Raw genomic sequence first — 17,296 nt, 5'->3', positions numbered from 1 at the left:
ACTAGGCGGGCACCTCAACAGCCTGTCGCGGCGCCAGCCGCCAGAAGGGCACCGCGACCAGCACCAGCACCAGCCCGATGGCCCCGGCCCCGACGAACGCCCAGCTCGGGCCCCACCCGTCGATGATCAGACCGGCCACCGGACCGGCGGAGGAGACGCCGATGGTGAGGAACGTCCCGTGCAGGCCCATCGATTCCCCGCGCGCGGCGGCCGGCACCGATTTGTTGACGTAGTCGACCGTCGTCGACAACGACGGCGCGCAGAGCAGCCCGCCGGGGATCAGCGCCGGGATCAGCCACCACCAGCCGCCCCCGACGAACCCGACGGGGATGGTCAGCGCGCACAGGCCGCCGATCATGACCAGCGGGGAGAACCCGCGCGGCAGCACGCCGTAGACGAACCCGCCGATGAGGGAGGCGAAGCACCACAGGCCGATGACCAGCCCGATCCACGCGGCGTCGCCGGCCTTCTCCAGCGTGGCCACGATCGCCAGGTCGGTCGCCGTCAGCACGAAGGTCAGCGCGGAGGTCACCCCGAAGATCGTCAGCACCCGCGTGTTCAGCCAGCGCCGCGTCGGCACCTTCTGGTGCGGCCCCTCGGCCAGTTCCTCGGCCGACCGGGTCGGCGGGTTCAGCAGGTAGAAGCCCACCCCCGCCAGCGCGAACCCGATGCCGACGGCCCGCATGGCCACCGTGCTCGACAACGCGCTCACCGCCGCCGCGCCGACCGCCGGTCCGATCATGTACGACAACTCGACCGCCATCGAGTCGAGCGCGAACCCGGTCCGGTGCTGCTCCTTGGGCACCATCGCGGCCACGCACTGCCGGATCAGCCCGAAGACCGGCAACATCAGCAGCCCGCCTGCGAACGCCGCCCCGACCAGCACCTCATAGGGCAGCGAGGGCGCCACCAGCCAGAACACCAGCTGGACCGCCGCCGTCACCGCCACCACCGACCGCGCCCCGCGCCGGTCGACCACCCGCCCGAGCAGCGGCGACCCCACCGCTATGCCGACGGTCGACGCCGTGCCCGCGATGCCCGCCTGGGCCCACGAGAGCCCCAGCGTCTGCACGACGTGCAGCGTGATCGTCAACCCGGTGGCCGTCGCCGGGATGCGTGTGAGCAGCCCCAGGGCCACCAGAGAGGGAATGCCCGGGAGCCTGAAGAGCCTCCGGTAAGGTTCAACCGCCGTTTTCATTACTTACAACCTCCGCACGGCATTGTGCCAAGCGGACGGCTTCTGACAGAACCGGATTACGGGTAGTGGGCGGGGTGTTCTATCCCGAAGTCGCATGCGATGATGCGACTGTCCGGGGACGCCACAGGGGCGCCACGAGACCAGGAGGTAGCCATGTCCTCTGCACTTTACGGCGGGGCCGCCGGCCGCCGGGTGACCGTACGCGACATCCAGGCAGCCAAGCCGGGCGGCGAGAAGTGGCCGATGGTGACCGCCTACGACGCCATGACCGCCCGCGTCTTCGACGACGCCGGCATCCCGGTCATGCTCGTCGGCGACTCGGCCGCGATGGTCGTCTACGGCTACGACTCGACCCTGCCGGTCACGGTCGACGACCTCATCCCGCTGACGGCGGCCGTGGTCCGCGGCTCGTCGCGCGCGCTCGTCGTCGCCGACCTGCCCTTCGGCTCCTACCAGGCCAGCCCCGCGCAGGCCCTGGAGACCGCCGCCCGCTTCATGAAGGAGGCCGGCGCCCACGCGGTCAAGCTCGAAGGCGGCCACCGCGTCCTCCCCCAGGTCGAGGCCCTCGTGTCGGCCGGCATCCCGGTCATGGGCCACCTCGGCCTGACCCCTCAGTCGGTCAACGCCTTCGGCGGCTACCGCGTGCAGGGCCGGGGCCAGTCGGGCGACGAGCTGATGGCCGACGCCAAGGCCCTCGAACACGCCGGAGCCTTCTCCCTCGTGCTCGAATGCGTGCCGACCGACCTGGCCGACCGCGTGACCGCCGCCCTGTCGATCCCGACGATCGGCATCGGCGCGGGCCCCGGCACCGACGCCCAGGTGCTCGTCTGGCAAGACCTGATGGGCCTGACCGAACGCCCGGCGAAGTTCGTGAAGAAGTACTTCGACCTCCACGGCGAGATGGACCGCGCGGTCCGCGCCTTCGCCGACGAGGTGAGCTCCGGCGCCTTCCCGGCCAAGGAGCACAGCTACAGCTAACCTCGCCGGTCACCCCCGTCGCGACAACGACTCCGCCGGGGGTGACCGGGAGGTCCCTCAGGCCAGCGTCGAGGGGTCGGTGTTCGAACCGCACACCACGATCGCCGTCGTGGCGCCCGCCCGGGGAACCCAGCGGCCCGACTGGAGGGCGGCGAAGGCGGCCGCGCCCGCGTGCTCGGCCACGACGCGGTGCTCGCTCCACAGGGTCCGGCGGGCCTCCGCGATCGCCTCGTCGGTCACCAGCACGCTCGTGACCCGGTCCTGGAGCACCTCCAGCCCGATCAGGCCCGCCCTGCTGGCGCCCAGCGCGTCGGCGCCCACGCCCGATACGTCCACGCCGACCGGCTCCCGCGCCGACAGGGCCGCGTGGACGGTCGGGATGAGCTCGGGTTCGACCACCACGACCTCTCCCCCGAACGCCGCCCGCACCCCGCCGGCCAGCCCGCCGCCGCCCGCCGCGACCACGATCGTGTCGAGGCCGGGGACCTGCTGCTCCAGTTCCAGGGCCAGGGTGCCCTGCCCCGCGACGACCTCGCGCTGGTCGTAGGCGTGCAGTTCCAGGGCGCCCGTCTCGGCGGCGCGTTTGCGGGAGGCGTCGAGGGCGTCGGCGTAGATCGCGCCGGTCACCACGACCTGCGCGCCCAGGGCCCGCAGACCGGCGATCTTGACCGGCGCGCAGACCTCCGGGACGAAGATCTCCGCCCTGATCCCCAGCGCCCGCGCCGCGTAGGCCACCGCCAGGCCGTGGTTGCCGCCGCTGGCGGCGATCACCCCGGCGGCCGGGAGGTCGGCGGCGAGCATGCGGTTGAAGGCGCCCCTGACCTTGAACGAACCCGAATGCTGCAGGCACTCCAGCTTGAGCCAGACCCCGGGGGCGGCCTCGACGACCGGCGTGCGCCTGACGCGCCCGCCGATCACCGAGGCGGCTTCGATCACTTCGTCACGCGTGAGCCTCATCGGCCCATCATCGTGCACGTCACGCTTCCAGCGCCTGGGCGAAGTCGGCCCACAGGTCCTCCGGGTGCTCGATGCCGACCGCGATCCGGACCGTCCCGGGGTTGATGCCGGCCGCCGCCAGGGCCGCGTCCGAGACCGAGCGGTGCGACGTCGACGCCGGGTGCAGCACCAGCGTCTCCACGCCGCCGAGCGACGGCGCGAGCAGCGCCACCTTCAGCGACTTCATGAACCGCACCCCGGCCTCGCGGCCGCCCGCCAGGTCGATCGAGAACACGCCGCCGAAGTCGGGCAGCAGCTTCGCGGCGAGGGCGTGGGACTTGTGGGTGGGCAGGCCCGGCCAGTGAACGGCTGCCACCGCCGGATGCTCGGCGAAGCGGGTGGCCAGGACGCGGGCGTTCTCCTGGTGGCGGGCCATCCGGAGCGGCAGGGTCTGGAGGCCGCGCAGCGACAACCACGACGCGAACGGGTCGGGGGCCGCGCCGAGGCCGCAGTGGAACTTCCAGACCTTGCGGTGCAGCTCGTGGTCGGCGAAGACCGAGATGCCGCCGACGATGTCGGCGTGGCCCGACAGGTACTTGGTCGAGGAGTGCACGACGATCGAGGCGCCGTGCTCGATGGGGCGGCACACGATCGGCGAGGCGAAGGTGTTGTCGACGATCACCGGTACGCCCGCCTCGCGGCCGACGGCGCACATGCCGGGCAGGTCGGCGACCTGGGTCATCGGGTTGGCGATGGTCTCCAGGTAGAGGAGCTTCGTCTCCGGGCGCAGGGCCGCGCGGGCGGCCTCGGGGTCGTCCTCGGGCACGTACGTGACCGAGATCCCGAACCTGGCCTCCAGTTCCTCCAGCATGTGGCCGGTGCCGCCGTACAGGGAGTGCTGGGCGACGACGTGGTCGCCGGGGCTGAGCAGGGCCAGGAAGACGGTGTTGATCGCGCCCATGCCCGTCGCGGCGGCGACGGCGGCGACGCCGCCTTCCAGGCCGGCGACGGCCTCCTCGAACACCCGGGTGGTGGGGTTGGAGTAGCGGCCGTAGACGAAGGCGCCGTCGGGGCGGTCCATGCCGTCGGCGAACACGGCCGGGTCGTCGAACAGGAACCCGGAGGTCTGGTAGATCGGCGTCGAGATCGGCGCGCTACCTTCTGGCTGAACCTTGGGAAGGTGGACAACTCGTGTATCCGGTCGCAAATCAGTCACACAGCTAAGGATGACGGGTCGGGCGGACTGGTTGGAGAGCCAATCACGGTGAATTGGCTCGCATCGCGATCCAATGTCACGATGGCGGGATGACGGAGGAGGATCGCCTCGTCGGCTGGCTCGGGCGCTGGGCGTCCGGGCGGGGGCCGCTCTATCTCCTGCTGGCGGCCCGGTTACGCGGCCTCATCGACGACGGGCTGCTGGCCCCCGGTTCCCCGCTGCCGCCCGATCGGGTGCTGGCCCGCCGGCTGGCGGTCGGGCGAGGCACGGTCGTCTCGGCGTACGAGCTGCTCCAGCAGGAGGGCCGCCTGGTGCGGCGGCAGGGCAGCGGCACACGCGTGGCCGAGGCGGAGCTGCCGATCAGCCGGTCGTCCGGGGCCGGGACCAACCCGCTGCTGCTGCACGTGCTCGACCCGCCCGACGGGGTGACGCTGCTGACCTGCGCGGCCCCGGTCGAGCCGCCGCCCGAGCTGGTCGAGGCCTACCGCGAGGCGGCCACGCGGCTGCCCCGCGACATCGGCTACCACCCGGCCGGGCTGCCGGAGTTCCGGCGCGCGGTGGCCCGCCACTTCACCCGGCTCGGGCTGCCGACCGAGCCCGGCGAGATCCTCGCCACCAACGGCGGCCAGCAGGCGATCTCCCTGCTGGCGAGCCAGTTCGTCAGCCCCGGCGACACGGTCAGGGTCGAGTCGCCGACCTACACCGGGGCCTCGGAGATCCTGCTCGACGCCGGGGCCAGGATCGACGCCTGCGACCTCGACGAGCTGCACGAACGGGGCGTCCTGTCGCCCCGGGGCCGGTCGGCGCCGGTGCGGCCCGCGCTGGCGTACACGATCCCGACCGCGCACAACCCCACGGGGAGGGTGATGCCGCCGCTGGCCCGGCGGCGGCTGGTGGCGTGGGCCGAGGAGGCCGACGTGCCGGTGATCGACGACGCGGTCCCGGCCGAGTTGTGCTTCGACGGCGAGCGGCCGCTCCCGCTGGCCGCCTACGCCCGGGGCGAGCAGGTCCTCACGGTGGGCTCGCTGAGCAAGCTGGTGTGGGGCGGCCTGCGGGTCGGCTGGATCAGGGCGGCGGCCCCGGTGATCTCGCGGCTGGCGCGGCGGCGGGCCATCCACGACCTGGGCGGCGACGCGATCGGGCAGCTCGCGGCGGCGATCCTGCTCGACCGGGCCGACGATGTGCGCCGGGCCAGGCTCACCGTGCTGAAGAGCCGCCACGACCACCTGGTGTCACTGCTGCGCGCGCACCTGCCCGAGTGGTCGGCCCAGCCGGTGGCGGGCGGGCAGACGTTGTGGGTGCGCCTGCCCCGGGGCGACGCGGGCGCGTTCGCGCAGCTCACCGCGCGCCACGGGGTCGCGGTGCCGCCGGGCACGGCCTTCGACCCGGCCGGGACCGGCTACGAGGTCATGCTGCGGTTGCCGTTCGTGCATCCCGAGGAGGAGCTGACCCGCTGCGTCGAGGGCCTGCGGTCGGCGTGGCACGACTACAACGGCAACCGCCGCCGGCCGGCGCTGCCCACGCTCGTCGTCTAGAAGATTGTTCACGGGCAGCGGACAAGCCACCCAAAACCGGTGCGGCGGGTGAATGCTGGTGCCCATGGACGCCACCTTCCTCCTCGTGCACAGCCCCGCGGTCGGACCGGCCACGTGGACCCCGGTGGCGGCCGAGCTCCGCGCCCGCGGCCGGCGCGCCGTGGTCCCGTCGCTGACCGAGGTGACGGCGGGCCCGCCGCCCTACTGGCCGCGCGTGGTCGACCAGGTGTCCGTGTCGGCCCCCGACGGCCCGGTGGTGGTCGTCGCCCACAGCAACGCGGGCCTGTACGTCCCCCTCGTCGCCGAGCGCCTGCGCGGCCAGGTGACGGCGGTGCTGTTCGTCGACGCCGCCCTCCCGCCCCGGCGCGGCTCGATCCCGGCGGCCGAGTCCGACCACCTGACGTTCCTGGGCGCGATGGCCGACGAGAACGGCCTGCTGCCGCGCTGGACCGACTGGTGGCCCGAGGAGATGGTGTCGGCGCTGGTGCCCGACCGCCGCACCCGCGACGAGATCGTGGCCGAGCAGCCGCGCCTGCCGCTGCTCTACTACAGCCAGCACATCCCGGTCCCGCACACGTGGGACCACGTGCGCGGGGCCTACCTGTGGTTCAGCGACCCCTACGAGCGCACGGCCAAGGAGGCCGACGAGCGGGGCTGGCCGGTGACCCGGATCCCGGGCGACCACCTGCACCAGGTGGTCGCGCCGGGCGCGGTGGCCGACTGGCTGGTCGCCAACGCCTGACGTCGATGAGGATCAGACGTCGGTCACCCGGATGCCCGCGTGGGCCTTGTAGCGCCGGTTGATCGACACCAGGTTGGCGGTGAACGCCTCGACCTGGTGGGCGTTGCGCAGCCGCCCGCCGTAGATCCCCCGCACGCCCGGGATGCGCTGCGCGAGCGCCTGCACCAGGTCGGTGGCCTCGCGGTCGTCGCCGAGCACCAGCACGTCGAGGTCGATCGCCTCGACCGCCGGGTCGAGCAGCAGCTTGGCCGAGACGTGGTGGAACGCCCCGACGACCCGGCTGCCGGGGAGCACCGCGGCGGCCTGCTGGACGGCGCTGCCCTCCTCGACGGGCAGCGCGTAGGCGCCCTGCTTGTCGAACCCGAGCGGGTTGACGCAGTCGACCACGATCTTGCCGGCCAGCACCTCGGCCAGGTCGGTGAGCAGCGCCTTGTGGCCGTCCCACGGGACCGCGACGATCACCAGGTCGGCCTCGGCGGCGACGTCGGCGTTGGCGCCGCCCTCGACGCGGCCCGCGCCGGCCAGCGCGTCGGCGGCGGCCTGGGCGCGCTCGGCGCTGCGGGAGCCGATGAGCACGCGGTGCCCGGCGAGGGCGAACCGGCGGGCCAGGCCGTTGCCCTGGTCGCCGGTTCCGCCGAGGATCGCGATCGTCACATTCTCAAATTGGTCGGACATGGCTTCGATCATGCCAGGGGCAACACCCGGCCGACCTCAGCAGTTCCCGAAGGCGGGCAGGCCCAGCACCCGCCCGGCCAGCCACGCGATGGCCAGCGGCCCTCCTTCGACCGCGCCGAGCACGTGATTGGGCGCCGGGACGCTCGTCCAGGTCACCGTGGCCCCCTTGGCGCACCACTCGGAGCGCAGCGTGCGGCTGACGCCGATCGGGATGATCTCGTCGCCGGCGCCGTGCCAGACGAACACCGGCACCGGGGGCCGGGTCGCGCCGAGGCGGTTCTCCTGGAGCCGGGCGGTCCAGTCGGGGCGGTTCATGACGTCCTGGGTGGTGAGCTCGGCGAGAGTGCGCCCGGCGAGCTTGTCGCGCAGCTCGTCGACGCAGTCGTCACGGGCGTCGGCGAACAGCGCGGCCCCTTCGGGGGTCAGGTAGTCGGCGAGCCGCAGTTCGGGGTAGGCCGCGTCGAACCCGAGCCCCGCCGCGGCGGCCAGCCCGAAGTCGCCGCCGCCGTCGACGTTCTCGGCGACCTTCTTCAGGTCGGCCGGCACACCGCCCGCCGCCACGCCCCGCAGCCGCAGCTCCGGCGCGTACGCCGGCTGGAGCTGGGCCGCCCAGCCCGCCGACGCGCCGCCCTGCGAGTAGCCCATGACCACCACGGGCCCGCCGGCCGCCAGCCCCGCGTCGGGCACCCGGGTGGCCGCCCTGATCGAGTCGAGCACGGCGTGCCCCTGGGACTTCCCGGCCATGTACGTGTGGTCTCCCGGCGTCCCGAGCCCCTCGTAGTCGGTGATCGCCACGGCCCAGCCCTTGAGCAGCATCAGGCTGACGAAGGCGAGTTCGAGCTCGGTGCCCCGCGCCATGGCGGCGCTGGGCGCGCACGGGTCGCCGAGGCCGTGGGTGCCGACGGCGTAGCCGACGATGGGCCGTTTACCCAGATATCCGGACTTGGGGACGAGCAACGTACCGGAGACGACGTTCGACCCCCCGACCGCCGAGGTCGACCGGTAGCGGAGGTGCCACGCCCGCGCCGGCACCTCCAGCAGCCGCCCGGGAGCGAGGTAGACGGTCGTGGGCGTGGCCTCGACGATGTCGCCCGGCGCGGCGGCCTGGGCGCTCGACGGCAGGAGGAGGGGGACCACGAGGGCCGCGATCGCGAGCACGGTCGCACGGACTCGAAGACGCATGGGGACATGCCGCCCTTCACGGGATCACTTCTCGGGGGACGGCGCCGTGAGCCGATGGTTACCCGCGAGTAGACGCGAGTCAAGTACCGAGTCAGGCGAATTGTCCGGGGCCGGAAAAACCGAAGCGCCCCGTGCGCTCCGAGCCCCTGAGGCACGATGGGCGCCATGGACGCCGAAGCGGTCAGCCTCCTCCGCGAGGCCCTCGACTCCACCGAATGGCCCGACCGGGCCCGTGCCCTCGGCCGGGCGATGCGCACCACCCGCTCCCCCGGCGGCCTGCTGATCGCCGGCACCCCCGACGACGAGCCCTGGCACCTGACCGCCCACCTGGCCGACGAGGCCCGCCTGTCGGGCCTGACCCAGCTGACCCCGACCCTGGTCCGCTGGTCCCCCGACCTGACGGCGCCCCCGCACCTGCGGGTGGGCGTCGACCGCCTGCTGGAGGCCCGGCGGGGCGAGACGCTGGTGGTGGTGTCGGAGTCGGAGGCCCCGGTGCCCCTGCTGGAGCGCGTCTCCGACGCCCGCAAGACCGGCGCGACCATCCTGGCCATCGACGGCGGCGACCCCGAACTGGAGGCGCTCGCCCACGACGCCTTCGCCGTCCCCCTGCTGACCGCCCCGCTGACCTTCGACGGAGCCCAGCACCTGGTGAGCATGGCCGCCGGCGAGGCCCCCCGGCTGGGCTTACGCGAACGCCTGGCCAGGCTGGCCGACAAGATCAGCGGCCCGCGCGTCCCCGACTGACATCAGAGCCGCCGCCCGGAATTTCGGCATATCGCCCCGCTTCAGTGGGCTTCGAGTGAAGCGCTCAGAGCCGCCACCCGCTCGGTCAGTTCCTCCGCCGCCTCGCGCAGCACCTCGATCACCACCGCCTGCACCGGGTCGGGCTCCCCCGACCGGGTCCGGCTCACCCGGGTCAGCGCCTCGATCCGGCGCGAGCCCACCTCGTGGATGCCGGTCACCACGACCTCGCCCCGGGGGAAGTCGAGCAGCGCCAGCGAGGGCACGATCGCCACCCCGTGCCCGGCCGCGACCAGGCTGAGGACGGGCGGGAACTCCGAGATGACGTGCGTGCGCCGGGGCTCGAAGCCGTGGAGCTGGCTGAGCCGTTCGAGCGCCGCGCCGCACGCCTGGAACGACACCCCGGCCACCCACGGCAGGTCGGCCAGTTCACTCACGTGGGCGGGGATGTGGTCGAGGGTCGGCGGGGCCACGATGCGGTATTCGTCGTCGTAGAGCCGGTGCCGCGTCATCGACGGGAGCGACGGCGCGGGGGTGCTCATGTCGCGTTCGGTCACCACGAGGTCGACCGAGCCCAGCCGGAGCTCCTGGAGGGCGTCGCTGCCGTAGACCTCGTTGATCACCGGCACGATCCGGGGATGCCGCTCGGCCAGCACCCGCAGCGCGGGCACCAGCAGGTGCCGGATCACCGTCGGGAAGGCCGCGATCGTCACCGGACCTGACAGGCGTTCGGTGAAGCGGTTGAGCTCGTTCCTGGCCTCGGAGAGCTGTTCCTCGATGCGCTCCCCGTAGGCCGACAGCACCCGCCCCGCGGGCGTCAGCGAGATGCGGCGCTGGGAGCGGTCGAGCAGGGCCAGGCCGACTTCGCGTTCGAGCTGGGCCAGTTGCTGCGAGACGGCCGACGGGGTCAGGTGGAGCGCTTCGGCGGCCTTCATCACGCCACCGCGGCGGGCGACCTCGTGGAGGATGCGCAGCCGTCGGGGGTCAATTTCCATGTAGAGCAGCTTATTGGCCGCTTAAGTTTTCTTCACTTGTCCTTCAAATGGACATACCGCGAACATGAGGGGCAAATGTCAACGTTCATCACCGCGATCGGCACACTCGGCGCGATCGCCCTCCTCATCGCCTACGGCCTCGTCTCCACGTCCAGGATGACCGGGGACAGCCTCGCCTACCAGGCCATCAACCTGGGGGGCGCGGCCGCCCTGGCGATCAACAGCGGGTACCACGGCGCCTGGCCGTCGGCGATCCTCAACATCGTGTGGAGCGCCATCGGCGTCCTCACCCTCAGCCGGTTCATCGCACGAAGGGCGGCACGGAACACATGAGCCTCATCGAACTGAGCCACCGCATCGTCGAAGGGATGATCACCTACCCGGGCATCCCCGCGCCCGTCATGGGCGTGCACCTGAGCCGGGAGGCCTCGCGCGACCTCTACGCCGAGGGCACCGAGTTCTTCATCGGCACGATCACGATGGCCGCCAACACCGGCACCTACCTCGACAGCCCCAACCACCGCTTCGCCGACGGCGCCGACCTGTCGGGGCTCCCGCTGGACAAGCTCGCCGACCTGGAGGGCGTGGTCGTGAAGGGCGTCGACCTGCCCGCCGACCTCGACGTCGCCGGCAAGGCCGTGCTCTTCCACACCGGCTGGGACACCAACTGGGGTACCGACGCCTACTTCACCGGCCACCCCCATCTCACCGCCGGGACCTCGGCGGCCCTGGTCGCGGGCGGCGCCGCCCTGGTCGGCATCGACTCGTTCAACATCGACGCCACACCCCCGAAGGGCGACCGCCCGGCCCACACGACCCTGCTGGCCGCGGGCATCCCGATCGTCGAGCACCTCACCAACCTGGGCGCGCTCCCGGCCTCGGGCTTCCGCTTCCACGCGGCCCCGCCCCTGGTCGCCGGCATGGGCACCTTCCCGGTGCGGGCCTACGCGGTGGTCTAGAAGCCTCCTTCCGTAGCCGAACCGACGGTCGCATGCTCAGCGGCGGGAACCGTTCGGCGGGCGATTTCCTGCTCCGTTACGGCTCCGCCTGCCCCGGCCCCGCCCGCCGTCTCCGGCGCCCCCCGGTTTCCGGCGCCGGCCCCGCGCTCCCGGTGCGCGCCGCCACGGTCAGCAGGTGGCCAGCAGCACCCGTTCGGCCTGGTCGAGACAGGCCGCGAGCAGGGCCTCGGCGTCGGGGCCGCGCCCCGCGGCGAGGAGCGTCAGCAGTTCGCGGTTGAGCGGCAGGAAGGGCGCGTGCAGGGCGCGGGGGTCCAGGGTGTGGAAGACCAGCCGGAGTTCGGCCAGGAGCTGGGCCATCATCGTGTTCACCCGCTCGCTGCCGTTGAGGGAGGCGATGACCAGGTGGAAGCGCAGGTCGGCGGCGCCGACGTCGGGCCACCGGCCCTCGGCGGCGGCCTTGTCGGCCTCGGCGACCACCTCGCGCAGGGCGGCCAGGCCCGCGGGATCCCGGTCCGCGCGGCGGACCCCCGCGCCTTCGATCATCCGCCTGACCTGGTAGATGTCGGCGACGTCGGCCGGTGACAGGACCCTCACGTAGACGCCCCGGTTGAGCCGGTGCTCCAGGAGCCGCTCGTAGCCGAGGAGGCTGAAGGCCTCCCGCAGGGTGTTGCGGGAGACCTCCAGCTCGGCGGTCAGTTCGTCTTCGGCCAGGCGGCGGCCGGGGGCCAGGCCGCCCTCGGTGATGCGCTGCCGCAGGATCGCCGCCGCCCATTCGGCCGTGCTGCTGCGGACCCGGAACGGGCGGGTCTCCCCGTAGGCGTCGGAGGGGCCTGGTTCACTCACGGTTGGCAGACAATCATCTACTCGCCGCCGGCGTCCACGCCCTGGGGATTGCCCGGGGCGTAGACGGTGATGCCGTCGGGCAGCGCCCCGATCTTGTCGATCTCCACGCAGGCCGGGCAGGCCTCGTAGCCCTTCTGGCGGGCGCGGTTGGCGTCGGCCTCGGCCTCGGCGCCGGTCACCAGGGCGCGGCCGTCGATCTTGGCCTGCTCGGCCCTGGCCTCGGCCTGGCGGATGTCGGCCTGGGCGCCCTGGGCGCTGGTGATGCTCTGCTGGACCTCGTCCGGCAGGGCGATCCGGACCAGGTTGAACCGGAACCCGGTCAGGTAGGGCCCGCCCAGCATGGCCTGTATCTCGCGCTCCAGGCTGGCGTTGACCCCCGACTGCACCTTGGCCAGGTTGGCCAGCCCGGCGCTCGGCTCGGGCAGGTCGGCGCCGTTGAGGAAGGCGCAGGTGGGCACCAGTTCCTCACAGCGCATGGCCCCGATCTGCACCCTCAGGGTGTTGTAGATGACCGGCCTGACCGCCTGGCTGAAGAAGGCGCTCCAGCCCTCGTCGCCGTCCCAGGCGTAGAGCATGTCGTCGCCGTCGCCGATGTAGGTGCGGGTTCCGTAGCGGTCGTCGAATGCCCTGAGGGTCTCGTGGTCGAGGTTGAGCGAGAAGTAGAACGTGCCCTCCACGCCCACGTTGACGCCGTCGCCGCTCGGCACCACCACCTCGTCGACGCCGAGCGTGGTGGCCCGTTTGGGGTCGGAGGTGATCGTGTAGATGCGCTGCTGCGCCGGATAGGGGTGGGCGGCGGACATGAACCCGGTCCAGGTGGGCCCGCTGGCCGGGTTGAGGATCTGACGAATGCCGCTCTCGTCGAATGGGCCACCGTCGCGGATGACGGTGACGACTCCCGCGTCCGTTTGGGTGAATCCGGTCGCGTACGTGATCAGCGTGAGCCCGGTCAGGGCGACGGCTAAGACACCGATCAAGGTCTTGGACATACGTTCAATCTAAGGATTGTTGAACAATTTGATAAGAGGATCCTTCAAAGATCCTTCCGTGCACGGCGAGGCGAGGCGCACACGTGCACCTCAGGGATGACCTTCCATGCCTGCGAGGAGCCCGGCCGGCGGGTCAGCGGCAGGACGGTGCGCCCGTTGACCGAGCGCGGCTTCAGGCGTACCCGGGGGTCTCCCGCCTGCGGAGCGCCGGCCAGTTCGTCGAAGGGGGATCCGATGAGCTTGGCGCGATGAGCAGCGGCTTGCGCTGACCGATCTCCACAGCGTGCTCTTGGCGTGCTCCCCGGCATGACTCGACGCGGGAGCCGGCAGCCGCGGGTCGCCCCGCCGATGCGGGAACCGATGGTGCCTGCCTGGCCGGGTCCGCCGGCGACCATCTCGCGTGCCGCTGACCGGGATCATCGCGAGGGAGACCCCAACGGGGAACGGCGTGGCTTCCGTTCCGCCCGCCTTGTCGCGTTAGGGCGTCGTCACCGAACCGTCCCGATGACGCGGACTCACAGCGGAGCGCCCGGCGAGGGCCTCAGTTCGCGATCAGGAAGCGGCTGCGGGCGCGGCCGGGGCCGATCGCATGCGGTGCGCGCCGGCCCTTGATGAACTCGCCGACCAGGGAGTGCCCGGCCGGCGGTCAGTCGTCGTCCCACTCCTTGTCCTGGTCCTTCCAGGCCTTGTTGCGGGCGGAGGCCGTCGTCAGGGCGTTGGCGGCCTCGGCTTCGGTGTCGTAGGGCCCCATGCGGTCTTTGTTGGGGCAGCCCTGGTCGCCCTCGACGCGCATGTGCTTGAGACAGAACCACCAGTGTCCATTTTGCTCGCTCACAACGGCCATCTTGCCCCTTCCGCGCGCACATAGACTTGCGCGCATGACGACACTGCTCCGGCCCGGGCGGATCTCGCCCACCCGCAAGGTTCCCGCGCACATCGAGCGTCCGGAATACGTGGGGAAGAAGGAGCCGAAACGCGGCGCGTCAGACGTGCAGACCCCCGAGACGATCGAGAAGATGCGGGTCGCCGGGCGCATCGCCGCCCAGGCGCTGGAAGAGGTCGGCAAGCACGTCGCGCCGGGCGTGACGACCGACGAGCTCGACCGGATCGGCCACGAGTTCCTGCTCGACCACGACGCCTACCCCTCGACCCTCGGCTACCGCGGCTACCCCAAGTCGCTCTGCACGTCGATCAACGAGGTCATCTGCCACGGCATCCCCGACGACACGGTCCTGAACGACGGCGACATCGTCAACGTCGACATCACCGCCTTCATCGGCGGCGTCCACGGCGACACCGACGCGACCTTCCTGTGCGGCGACGTCGACGAGGAGTCGCGCCTGCTCGTCGAGCGCACCCGCGAGGCCACCGCCCGCGCGATCAAGGCCGTCGCCCCGGGCCGCCAGCTCAACATCGTCGGCCGGGTGATCGAGGCCTACGCGAAGCGGTTCGGCTACGGCGTGGTGCGCGACTTCACCGGCCACGGCATCGCCCACTCGTTCCACAGCGGCCTGATCGTCCCCCACTACGACGACCCGTCGCTCGCGGTCACGCTGGTGCCGGGCATGACGTTCACGATCGAGCCGATGCTGACCCTCGGCACGATCGACTACGAGATCTGGTCAGACGGCTGGACGGCGGTGACCAAAGACCGCAAGCGCACCGCCCAGTTCGAGCACACGGTGCTGGTCACCGACTCGGGCGTGGAGATCCTCACCCTCCCCTGAACACGGCCCTCACGCCGCTCCCGGCGGGGTTTCACGCCCCTCTGAGGGCCCGCTTCGGCACGACCCCGCTGAGCGTCGTGCCGGAGCCCAGCACGCTGTTGATCGACAGGGTGCCGCCGATCTCGACGAAGTTGGCCCTCATCTCGGCCAGCCCCCGGCCGGTGGTGCCCTCGGAGAAGCCGACGCCCTCGTCACTGACGGTCATCCGCAGGCCGGTGTCGCCGACCGTGATGGCGACGGCGACGTGGCGGGCCCCGCTGTGGGCCTCGACGTTGGCGAGGGCCTCGGTCACCACGGCGTAGACCCCCCGTACGACGGCCGACGGCAGCGGCGCGTCGGGCAGCGCCCACGTCTCGACCGCGATGCCGGTTCTGACCGACCAGCCGCCCAGGTATTCCTCGAGGGCGGGCTTGAGCCCGGTGCCCTCACGCAGCCGCAGTTCCTCGGACAAAGCTCTCCAACTCCCCTGATCTTCACCGGCGACGCTAACGGGTGAGGCTCAAGGAACGGTTGCCGTTTGCTTAGGGTTTGCCGAACCCAGAAGATGATGCCCGTTACCGCTTTTGGTCACGCTTGTTGAGCTTTGCCAGATAGTCGTTGTAGGCGTCGAGTTCGGTGTCACCCGACCCGCCCGTGCGCGCCGCGACCAGGTCGGCCTTGCGGTCGTGCCGCCGGGCGACCCGCTCGTCGGCCCGCCACCACTGCACGGCCAGCGCGATGAGCACGATCAGCGTCGGGATCTCGCCGAAGCCCCAGGCGATGGCCCCGCCGGTGTTCTGGTCGGACAACGACGACGCCCCCCAGGTGCGGCCGAGCTGCTCGTACCAGTCGACGGCCAGCACGCCGCCCATGCTCATGATCGCCATCGCGAAGAACGCGTGGAAGGGCATCGTGACGAACAGCAGCAGCAGGCGGCCGATGTAGGGCAGCTTGTTCGGCGCGGGGTCGACCCCGACGATCACCCAGAAGAACAGGGTGCCGGTCAGCAGGAAGTGCAGCGACATGGCGATGTGCCCGAGGTGCTCCTCCATGGCCGACTCGAACAGCGGCGTGAAGTAGAGCGCGTACGTCGACACGACGAACAGGGCGGTCGCGATGGCCGGGTGGGCGACGAACTTGGCGACCCGGCTGTGCAGGATCACGGTGATCCACTCGCGCGGTCCCCGGTCGCCCCTGCGGGGGGCGGGCTTCAGCGCCCGCAGCGCCAGCGTGACCGGCGCGCCGAGCACCAGGAAGATCGGCACCAGCATCGACAGGATCATGTGCTCGGTCATGTGGACGCTGAACAGCACCGGCGCGTAGCGGGCCACGCCGCTCTGCGTGGTCAGCACGAGGATCAGGATGCCCAGTCCCCACGCGAGCGAGCGCCCGACGGGCCACTTGTCGCCGCGCCTGACGAGGCGGACGACCCCGGCGACGTACAGGCCCCCGAGGACCGCGGCGATCACGGCGAAGAAGAGATCGAACCACCAGAGCGTGAGCAGGTTCGTGAACGAGATCTCCGGCGGCATGACGTAGCCGAGCAGGTCGAATGCGCGGTCGGTGGGCAGCGTCTCGACGGGCGGCGGCGCGGTCTGCGCGAGCGCCACGGCGATGCCGACGGTGCCGGCCATCAGCATGATCTCGCCCAGCGCCAGCTTGACGAACGCCATCGGCCGCCCGGCGGCCAGGTCGGGCAGCGTGCGCTTACGGTGCCACCAGCCGACGCCGCCGAGCACGCCATAGGCGACGATCTTGAGGAGCAGGATCACCCCGTAGGCCGAGGTGAACAGGTCGGACACCGACGCGATGCGGGCCGCGACCGACGCCAGCCCCGACAGGCCGACCCCGACGAAGCACCAGAACGCCATGCGGGAGAACCGGTCGGCGGCCAGCGACAGCCGGTCGTGGCCGCGCAGGGCGTGGTAGCAGAGCAGCCCGAGCCCGCCGACCCACAGCGCCAGGAAGAGCAGGTGGAAGGCGACCGAGGTGGTCGCCAGCCCGTGGTTGGGCGCGCTGGAGGAGTGCCCGGTCAGCGCCGGCGGCAGCAGCGTGGCCAGCGAGAACACCAGCAGCCCGCCGGCCGCGCCGACGGTGATGGCCCCCCGCGCGAACAGCGCGATCGAGACCGAGAAGAGCACGACGAGCGTGAGTGCGATGCCCTGCGGGGTCTGCCCGGCGTAGCTGGTCAGCTGATTGCCGTCGAGCACGACCCCGATCGGCTGGCCGAGCGACTGCGACAACCCGAAGACGAGGTTGAGCGCCGCCGCCCCGCCCCACACCAGGGCGGACCAGCTGGCCGCCTTGGCGTAGCCGAGGGCGGTCTTCCCGAGCAGCCCCTTGTCGGAGGGCAGCAGCGCGGCGGCCATCAGCAGGAGCCCGACGGTGACCAGCCCCGCGACGTCCATGCCGAGCTTGGAGACCGGCACCATCCACCGGGTGAGCGTGCCCTCGTCGGGCAGCCCCGGGATGACCCGCGGCGTGGCCGCGCCCCCCGCCACCATGCCGACGACCAGCGCCCCGGCGGCGGCGCACCCGCCCGCGATCGCGAGCCGGACGGTACGGTTCATCCGGGCGGCCTTCCCATCGGACATTCCGGCC

Annotated in this window: 18 protein-coding genes; 7 read left to right on the top strand and 11 right to left on the bottom strand. The window is 72.1% G+C overall.

The window, feature by feature from the left end:
* Window position 1 precedes the first annotated feature (1 nt).
* Entirely contained in the window at window positions 2-1,138 is a 1,137-nt protein-coding gene (locus AW274_RS37480) for an MFS transporter (RefSeq protein ID WP_232320683.1), read from the bottom strand.
* A 213-nt stretch (window positions 1,139-1,351) separates the two neighbouring features.
* On the opposite strand from AW274_RS37480, the gene panB reads away from it, so the two are divergent.
* Window positions 1,352-2,176 carry a 3-methyl-2-oxobutanoate hydroxymethyltransferase gene (panB, locus tag AW274_RS37475; protein WP_062443573.1) on the top strand — a complete coding sequence of 275 codons (825 nt, stop codon included), beginning with the start codon at window positions 1,352-1,354 and terminating at the stop codon, window positions 2,174-2,176.
* Window positions 2,177-2,233: 57 nt separating this feature from the next.
* On the opposite strand, the gene AW274_RS37470 is transcribed toward panB, so the two are convergent.
* Entirely contained in the window at window positions 2,234-3,133 is a 900-nt protein-coding gene (locus AW274_RS37470; RefSeq protein WP_062443570.1) for a threonine/serine dehydratase, read from the bottom strand.
* 19 nt (window positions 3,134-3,152) lie between these two features.
* Entirely contained in the window at window positions 3,153-4,328 is a 1,176-nt protein-coding gene (locus AW274_RS37465) for a trans-sulfuration enzyme family protein (RefSeq protein WP_062443567.1), read from the bottom strand.
* Window positions 4,329-4,417: 89 nt separating this feature from the next.
* Between AW274_RS37465 and AW274_RS37460 the strand changes: the two genes are divergently transcribed.
* On the top strand, window positions 4,418-5,863 hold the full coding sequence (locus AW274_RS37460; RefSeq protein WP_062443563.1) for an aminotransferase-like domain-containing protein: 1,446 nt from the start codon (window positions 4,418-4,420) through the stop codon (window positions 5,861-5,863).
* Between the two features lie 64 nt (window positions 5,864-5,927).
* Window positions 5,928-6,605: an alpha/beta fold hydrolase gene (locus tag AW274_RS37455; protein WP_062443763.1), complete on the top strand. Its 678-nt coding sequence runs from the start codon at window positions 5,928-5,930 to the stop codon at window positions 6,603-6,605.
* A 12-nt stretch (window positions 6,606-6,617) separates the two neighbouring features.
* On the opposite strand, the gene npdG is transcribed toward AW274_RS37455, so the two are convergent.
* Window positions 6,618-7,280: an NADPH-dependent F420 reductase gene (gene npdG, locus AW274_RS37450; protein ID WP_062443759.1), complete on the bottom strand. Its 663-nt coding sequence runs from the start codon at window positions 7,278-7,280 to the stop codon at window positions 6,618-6,620.
* A gap of 36 nt (window positions 7,281-7,316) precedes the next feature.
* Entirely contained in the window at window positions 7,317-8,462 is a 1,146-nt protein-coding gene (locus tag AW274_RS37445; protein WP_062443550.1) for a lipase family protein, read from the bottom strand.
* 165 nt (window positions 8,463-8,627) lie between these two features.
* Between AW274_RS37445 and AW274_RS37440 the strand changes: the two genes are divergently transcribed.
* Window positions 8,628-9,206 carry a hypothetical protein gene (locus AW274_RS37440; protein WP_198169590.1) on the top strand — a complete coding sequence of 193 codons (579 nt, stop codon included), beginning with the start codon at window positions 8,628-8,630 and terminating at the stop codon, window positions 9,204-9,206.
* 41 nt (window positions 9,207-9,247) lie between these two features.
* Here the strand turns inward: AW274_RS37440 and AW274_RS37435 are convergent, their stop codons facing one another.
* Entirely contained in the window at window positions 9,248-10,198 is a 951-nt protein-coding gene (locus tag AW274_RS37435) for a LysR family transcriptional regulator (protein ID WP_062443544.1), read from the bottom strand.
* Window positions 10,199-10,273: 75 nt separating this feature from the next.
* Between AW274_RS37435 and AW274_RS37430 the strand changes: the two genes are divergently transcribed.
* Together AW274_RS37430 and AW274_RS37425 are read left to right on the top strand one after the other, a co-directional pair.
* Complete coding sequence (locus tag AW274_RS37430) at window positions 10,274-10,531, top strand: CBU_0592 family membrane protein (protein WP_062443541.1); 258 nt, start codon at window positions 10,274-10,276, stop codon at window positions 10,529-10,531.
* The gene (locus AW274_RS37425) at window positions 10,528-11,157 is read left to right on the top strand and encodes a cyclase family protein (RefSeq protein WP_062443537.1); all 630 of its coding nucleotides are present in this window, start codon (window positions 10,528-10,530) and stop codon (window positions 11,155-11,157) included. Before AW274_RS37430 ends, AW274_RS37425 begins: the two co-directional genes overlap by 4 nt.
* Window positions 11,158-11,325: 168 nt before the next feature.
* Here the strand turns inward: AW274_RS37425 and AW274_RS37420 are convergent, their stop codons facing one another.
* The 3 genes from AW274_RS37420 to AW274_RS37410 form a co-directional block, all read right to left on the bottom strand.
* Complete coding sequence (locus AW274_RS37420; RefSeq protein ID WP_062443533.1) at window positions 11,326-12,000, bottom strand: GntR family transcriptional regulator; 675 nt, start codon at window positions 11,998-12,000, stop codon at window positions 11,326-11,328.
* 17 nt (window positions 12,001-12,017) lie between these two features.
* A complete protein-coding gene (locus AW274_RS37415) occupies window positions 12,018-12,989 on the bottom strand; it encodes an SPFH domain-containing protein (protein ID WP_063813889.1) in 972 nt (323 codons plus the stop codon).
* 646 nt (window positions 12,990-13,635) lie between these two features.
* The gene (locus AW274_RS37410) at window positions 13,636-13,833 is read right to left on the bottom strand and encodes a hypothetical protein (protein ID WP_062443529.1); all 198 of its coding nucleotides are present in this window, start codon (window positions 13,831-13,833) and stop codon (window positions 13,636-13,638) included.
* A 34-nt stretch (window positions 13,834-13,867) separates the two neighbouring features.
* Here AW274_RS37410 and map point away from each other — a divergent pair, with 34 nt between their 5' ends.
* The gene (map, locus tag AW274_RS37405; RefSeq protein WP_062443526.1) at window positions 13,868-14,716 is read left to right on the top strand and encodes a type I methionyl aminopeptidase; all 849 of its coding nucleotides are present in this window, start codon (window positions 13,868-13,870) and stop codon (window positions 14,714-14,716) included.
* 31 nt (window positions 14,717-14,747) lie between these two features.
* On the opposite strand, the gene AW274_RS37400 is transcribed toward map, so the two are convergent.
* Both AW274_RS37400 and AW274_RS37395 read right to left on the bottom strand, forming a co-directional pair.
* Window positions 14,748-15,167, bottom strand: a complete 420-nt coding sequence (locus tag AW274_RS37400) for a sensor histidine kinase (RefSeq protein ID WP_062443522.1) — start codon at window positions 15,165-15,167, stop codon at window positions 14,748-14,750.
* Window positions 15,168-15,270: 103 nt separating this feature from the next.
* Window positions 15,271-17,289, bottom strand: coding sequence for a bifunctional copper resistance protein CopD/cytochrome c oxidase assembly protein (locus AW274_RS37395; RefSeq protein ID WP_232320682.1), 2,019 nt, complete (start codon window positions 17,287-17,289; stop codon window positions 15,271-15,273).
* Between the last annotated feature and the right edge of the window lie 7 nt (window positions 17,290-17,296).

It is taken from the genome of Herbidospora daliensis, from assembly GCF_001570585.1.
GTDB lineage: Bacteria > Actinomycetota > Actinomycetes > Streptosporangiales > Streptosporangiaceae > Herbidospora > Herbidospora daliensis.
This window is presented reverse-complemented; position numbering and strand designations above follow the sequence as displayed.

Bases quoted from the DNA above. Each gene is read 5' to 3' on its own strand.
- panB (WP_062443573.1), top strand. From the start codon at position 1,352: ATGTCCTCTGCACTTTACGGCGGGGCCGCCGGCCGCCGGGTGACCGTA.
- AW274_RS37470 (WP_062443570.1), bottom strand. From the start codon at position 3,133: ATGAGGCTCACGCGTGACGAAGTGATCGAAGCCGCCTCGGTGATCGGC.
- AW274_RS37460 (WP_062443563.1), top strand. From the start codon at position 4,418: ATGACGGAGGAGGATCGCCTCGTCGGCTGGCTCGGGCGCTGGGCGTCC.
- AW274_RS37455 (WP_062443763.1), top strand. From the start codon at position 5,928: ATGGACGCCACCTTCCTCCTCGTGCACAGCCCCGCGGTCGGACCGGCC.
- npdG (WP_062443759.1), bottom strand. From the start codon at position 7,280: ATGTCCGACCAATTTGAGAATGTGACGATCGCGATCCTCGGCGGAACC.
- AW274_RS37445 (WP_062443550.1), bottom strand. From the start codon at position 8,462: ATGCGTCTTCGAGTCCGTGCGACCGTGCTCGCGATCGCGGCCCTCGTG.
- AW274_RS37440 (WP_198169590.1), top strand. From the start codon at position 8,628: ATGGACGCCGAAGCGGTCAGCCTCCTCCGCGAGGCCCTCGACTCCACC.
- AW274_RS37435 (WP_062443544.1), bottom strand. From the start codon at position 10,198: ATGGAAATTGACCCCCGACGGCTGCGCATCCTCCACGAGGTCGCCCGC.
- AW274_RS37430 (WP_062443541.1), top strand. From the start codon at position 10,274: ATGTCAACGTTCATCACCGCGATCGGCACACTCGGCGCGATCGCCCTC.
- AW274_RS37425 (WP_062443537.1), top strand. From the start codon at position 10,528: ATGAGCCTCATCGAACTGAGCCACCGCATCGTCGAAGGGATGATCACC.
- AW274_RS37415 (WP_063813889.1), bottom strand. From the start codon at position 12,989: ATGTCCAAGACCTTGATCGGTGTCTTAGCCGTCGCCCTGACCGGGCTC.
- AW274_RS37410 (WP_062443529.1), bottom strand. From the start codon at position 13,833: ATGGCCGTTGTGAGCGAGCAAAATGGACACTGGTGGTTCTGTCTCAAG.
- map (WP_062443526.1), top strand. From the start codon at position 13,868: ATGACGACACTGCTCCGGCCCGGGCGGATCTCGCCCACCCGCAAGGTT.
- AW274_RS37395 (WP_232320682.1), bottom strand. From the start codon at position 17,289: ATGTCCGATGGGAAGGCCGCCCGGATGAACCGTACCGTCCGGCTCGCG.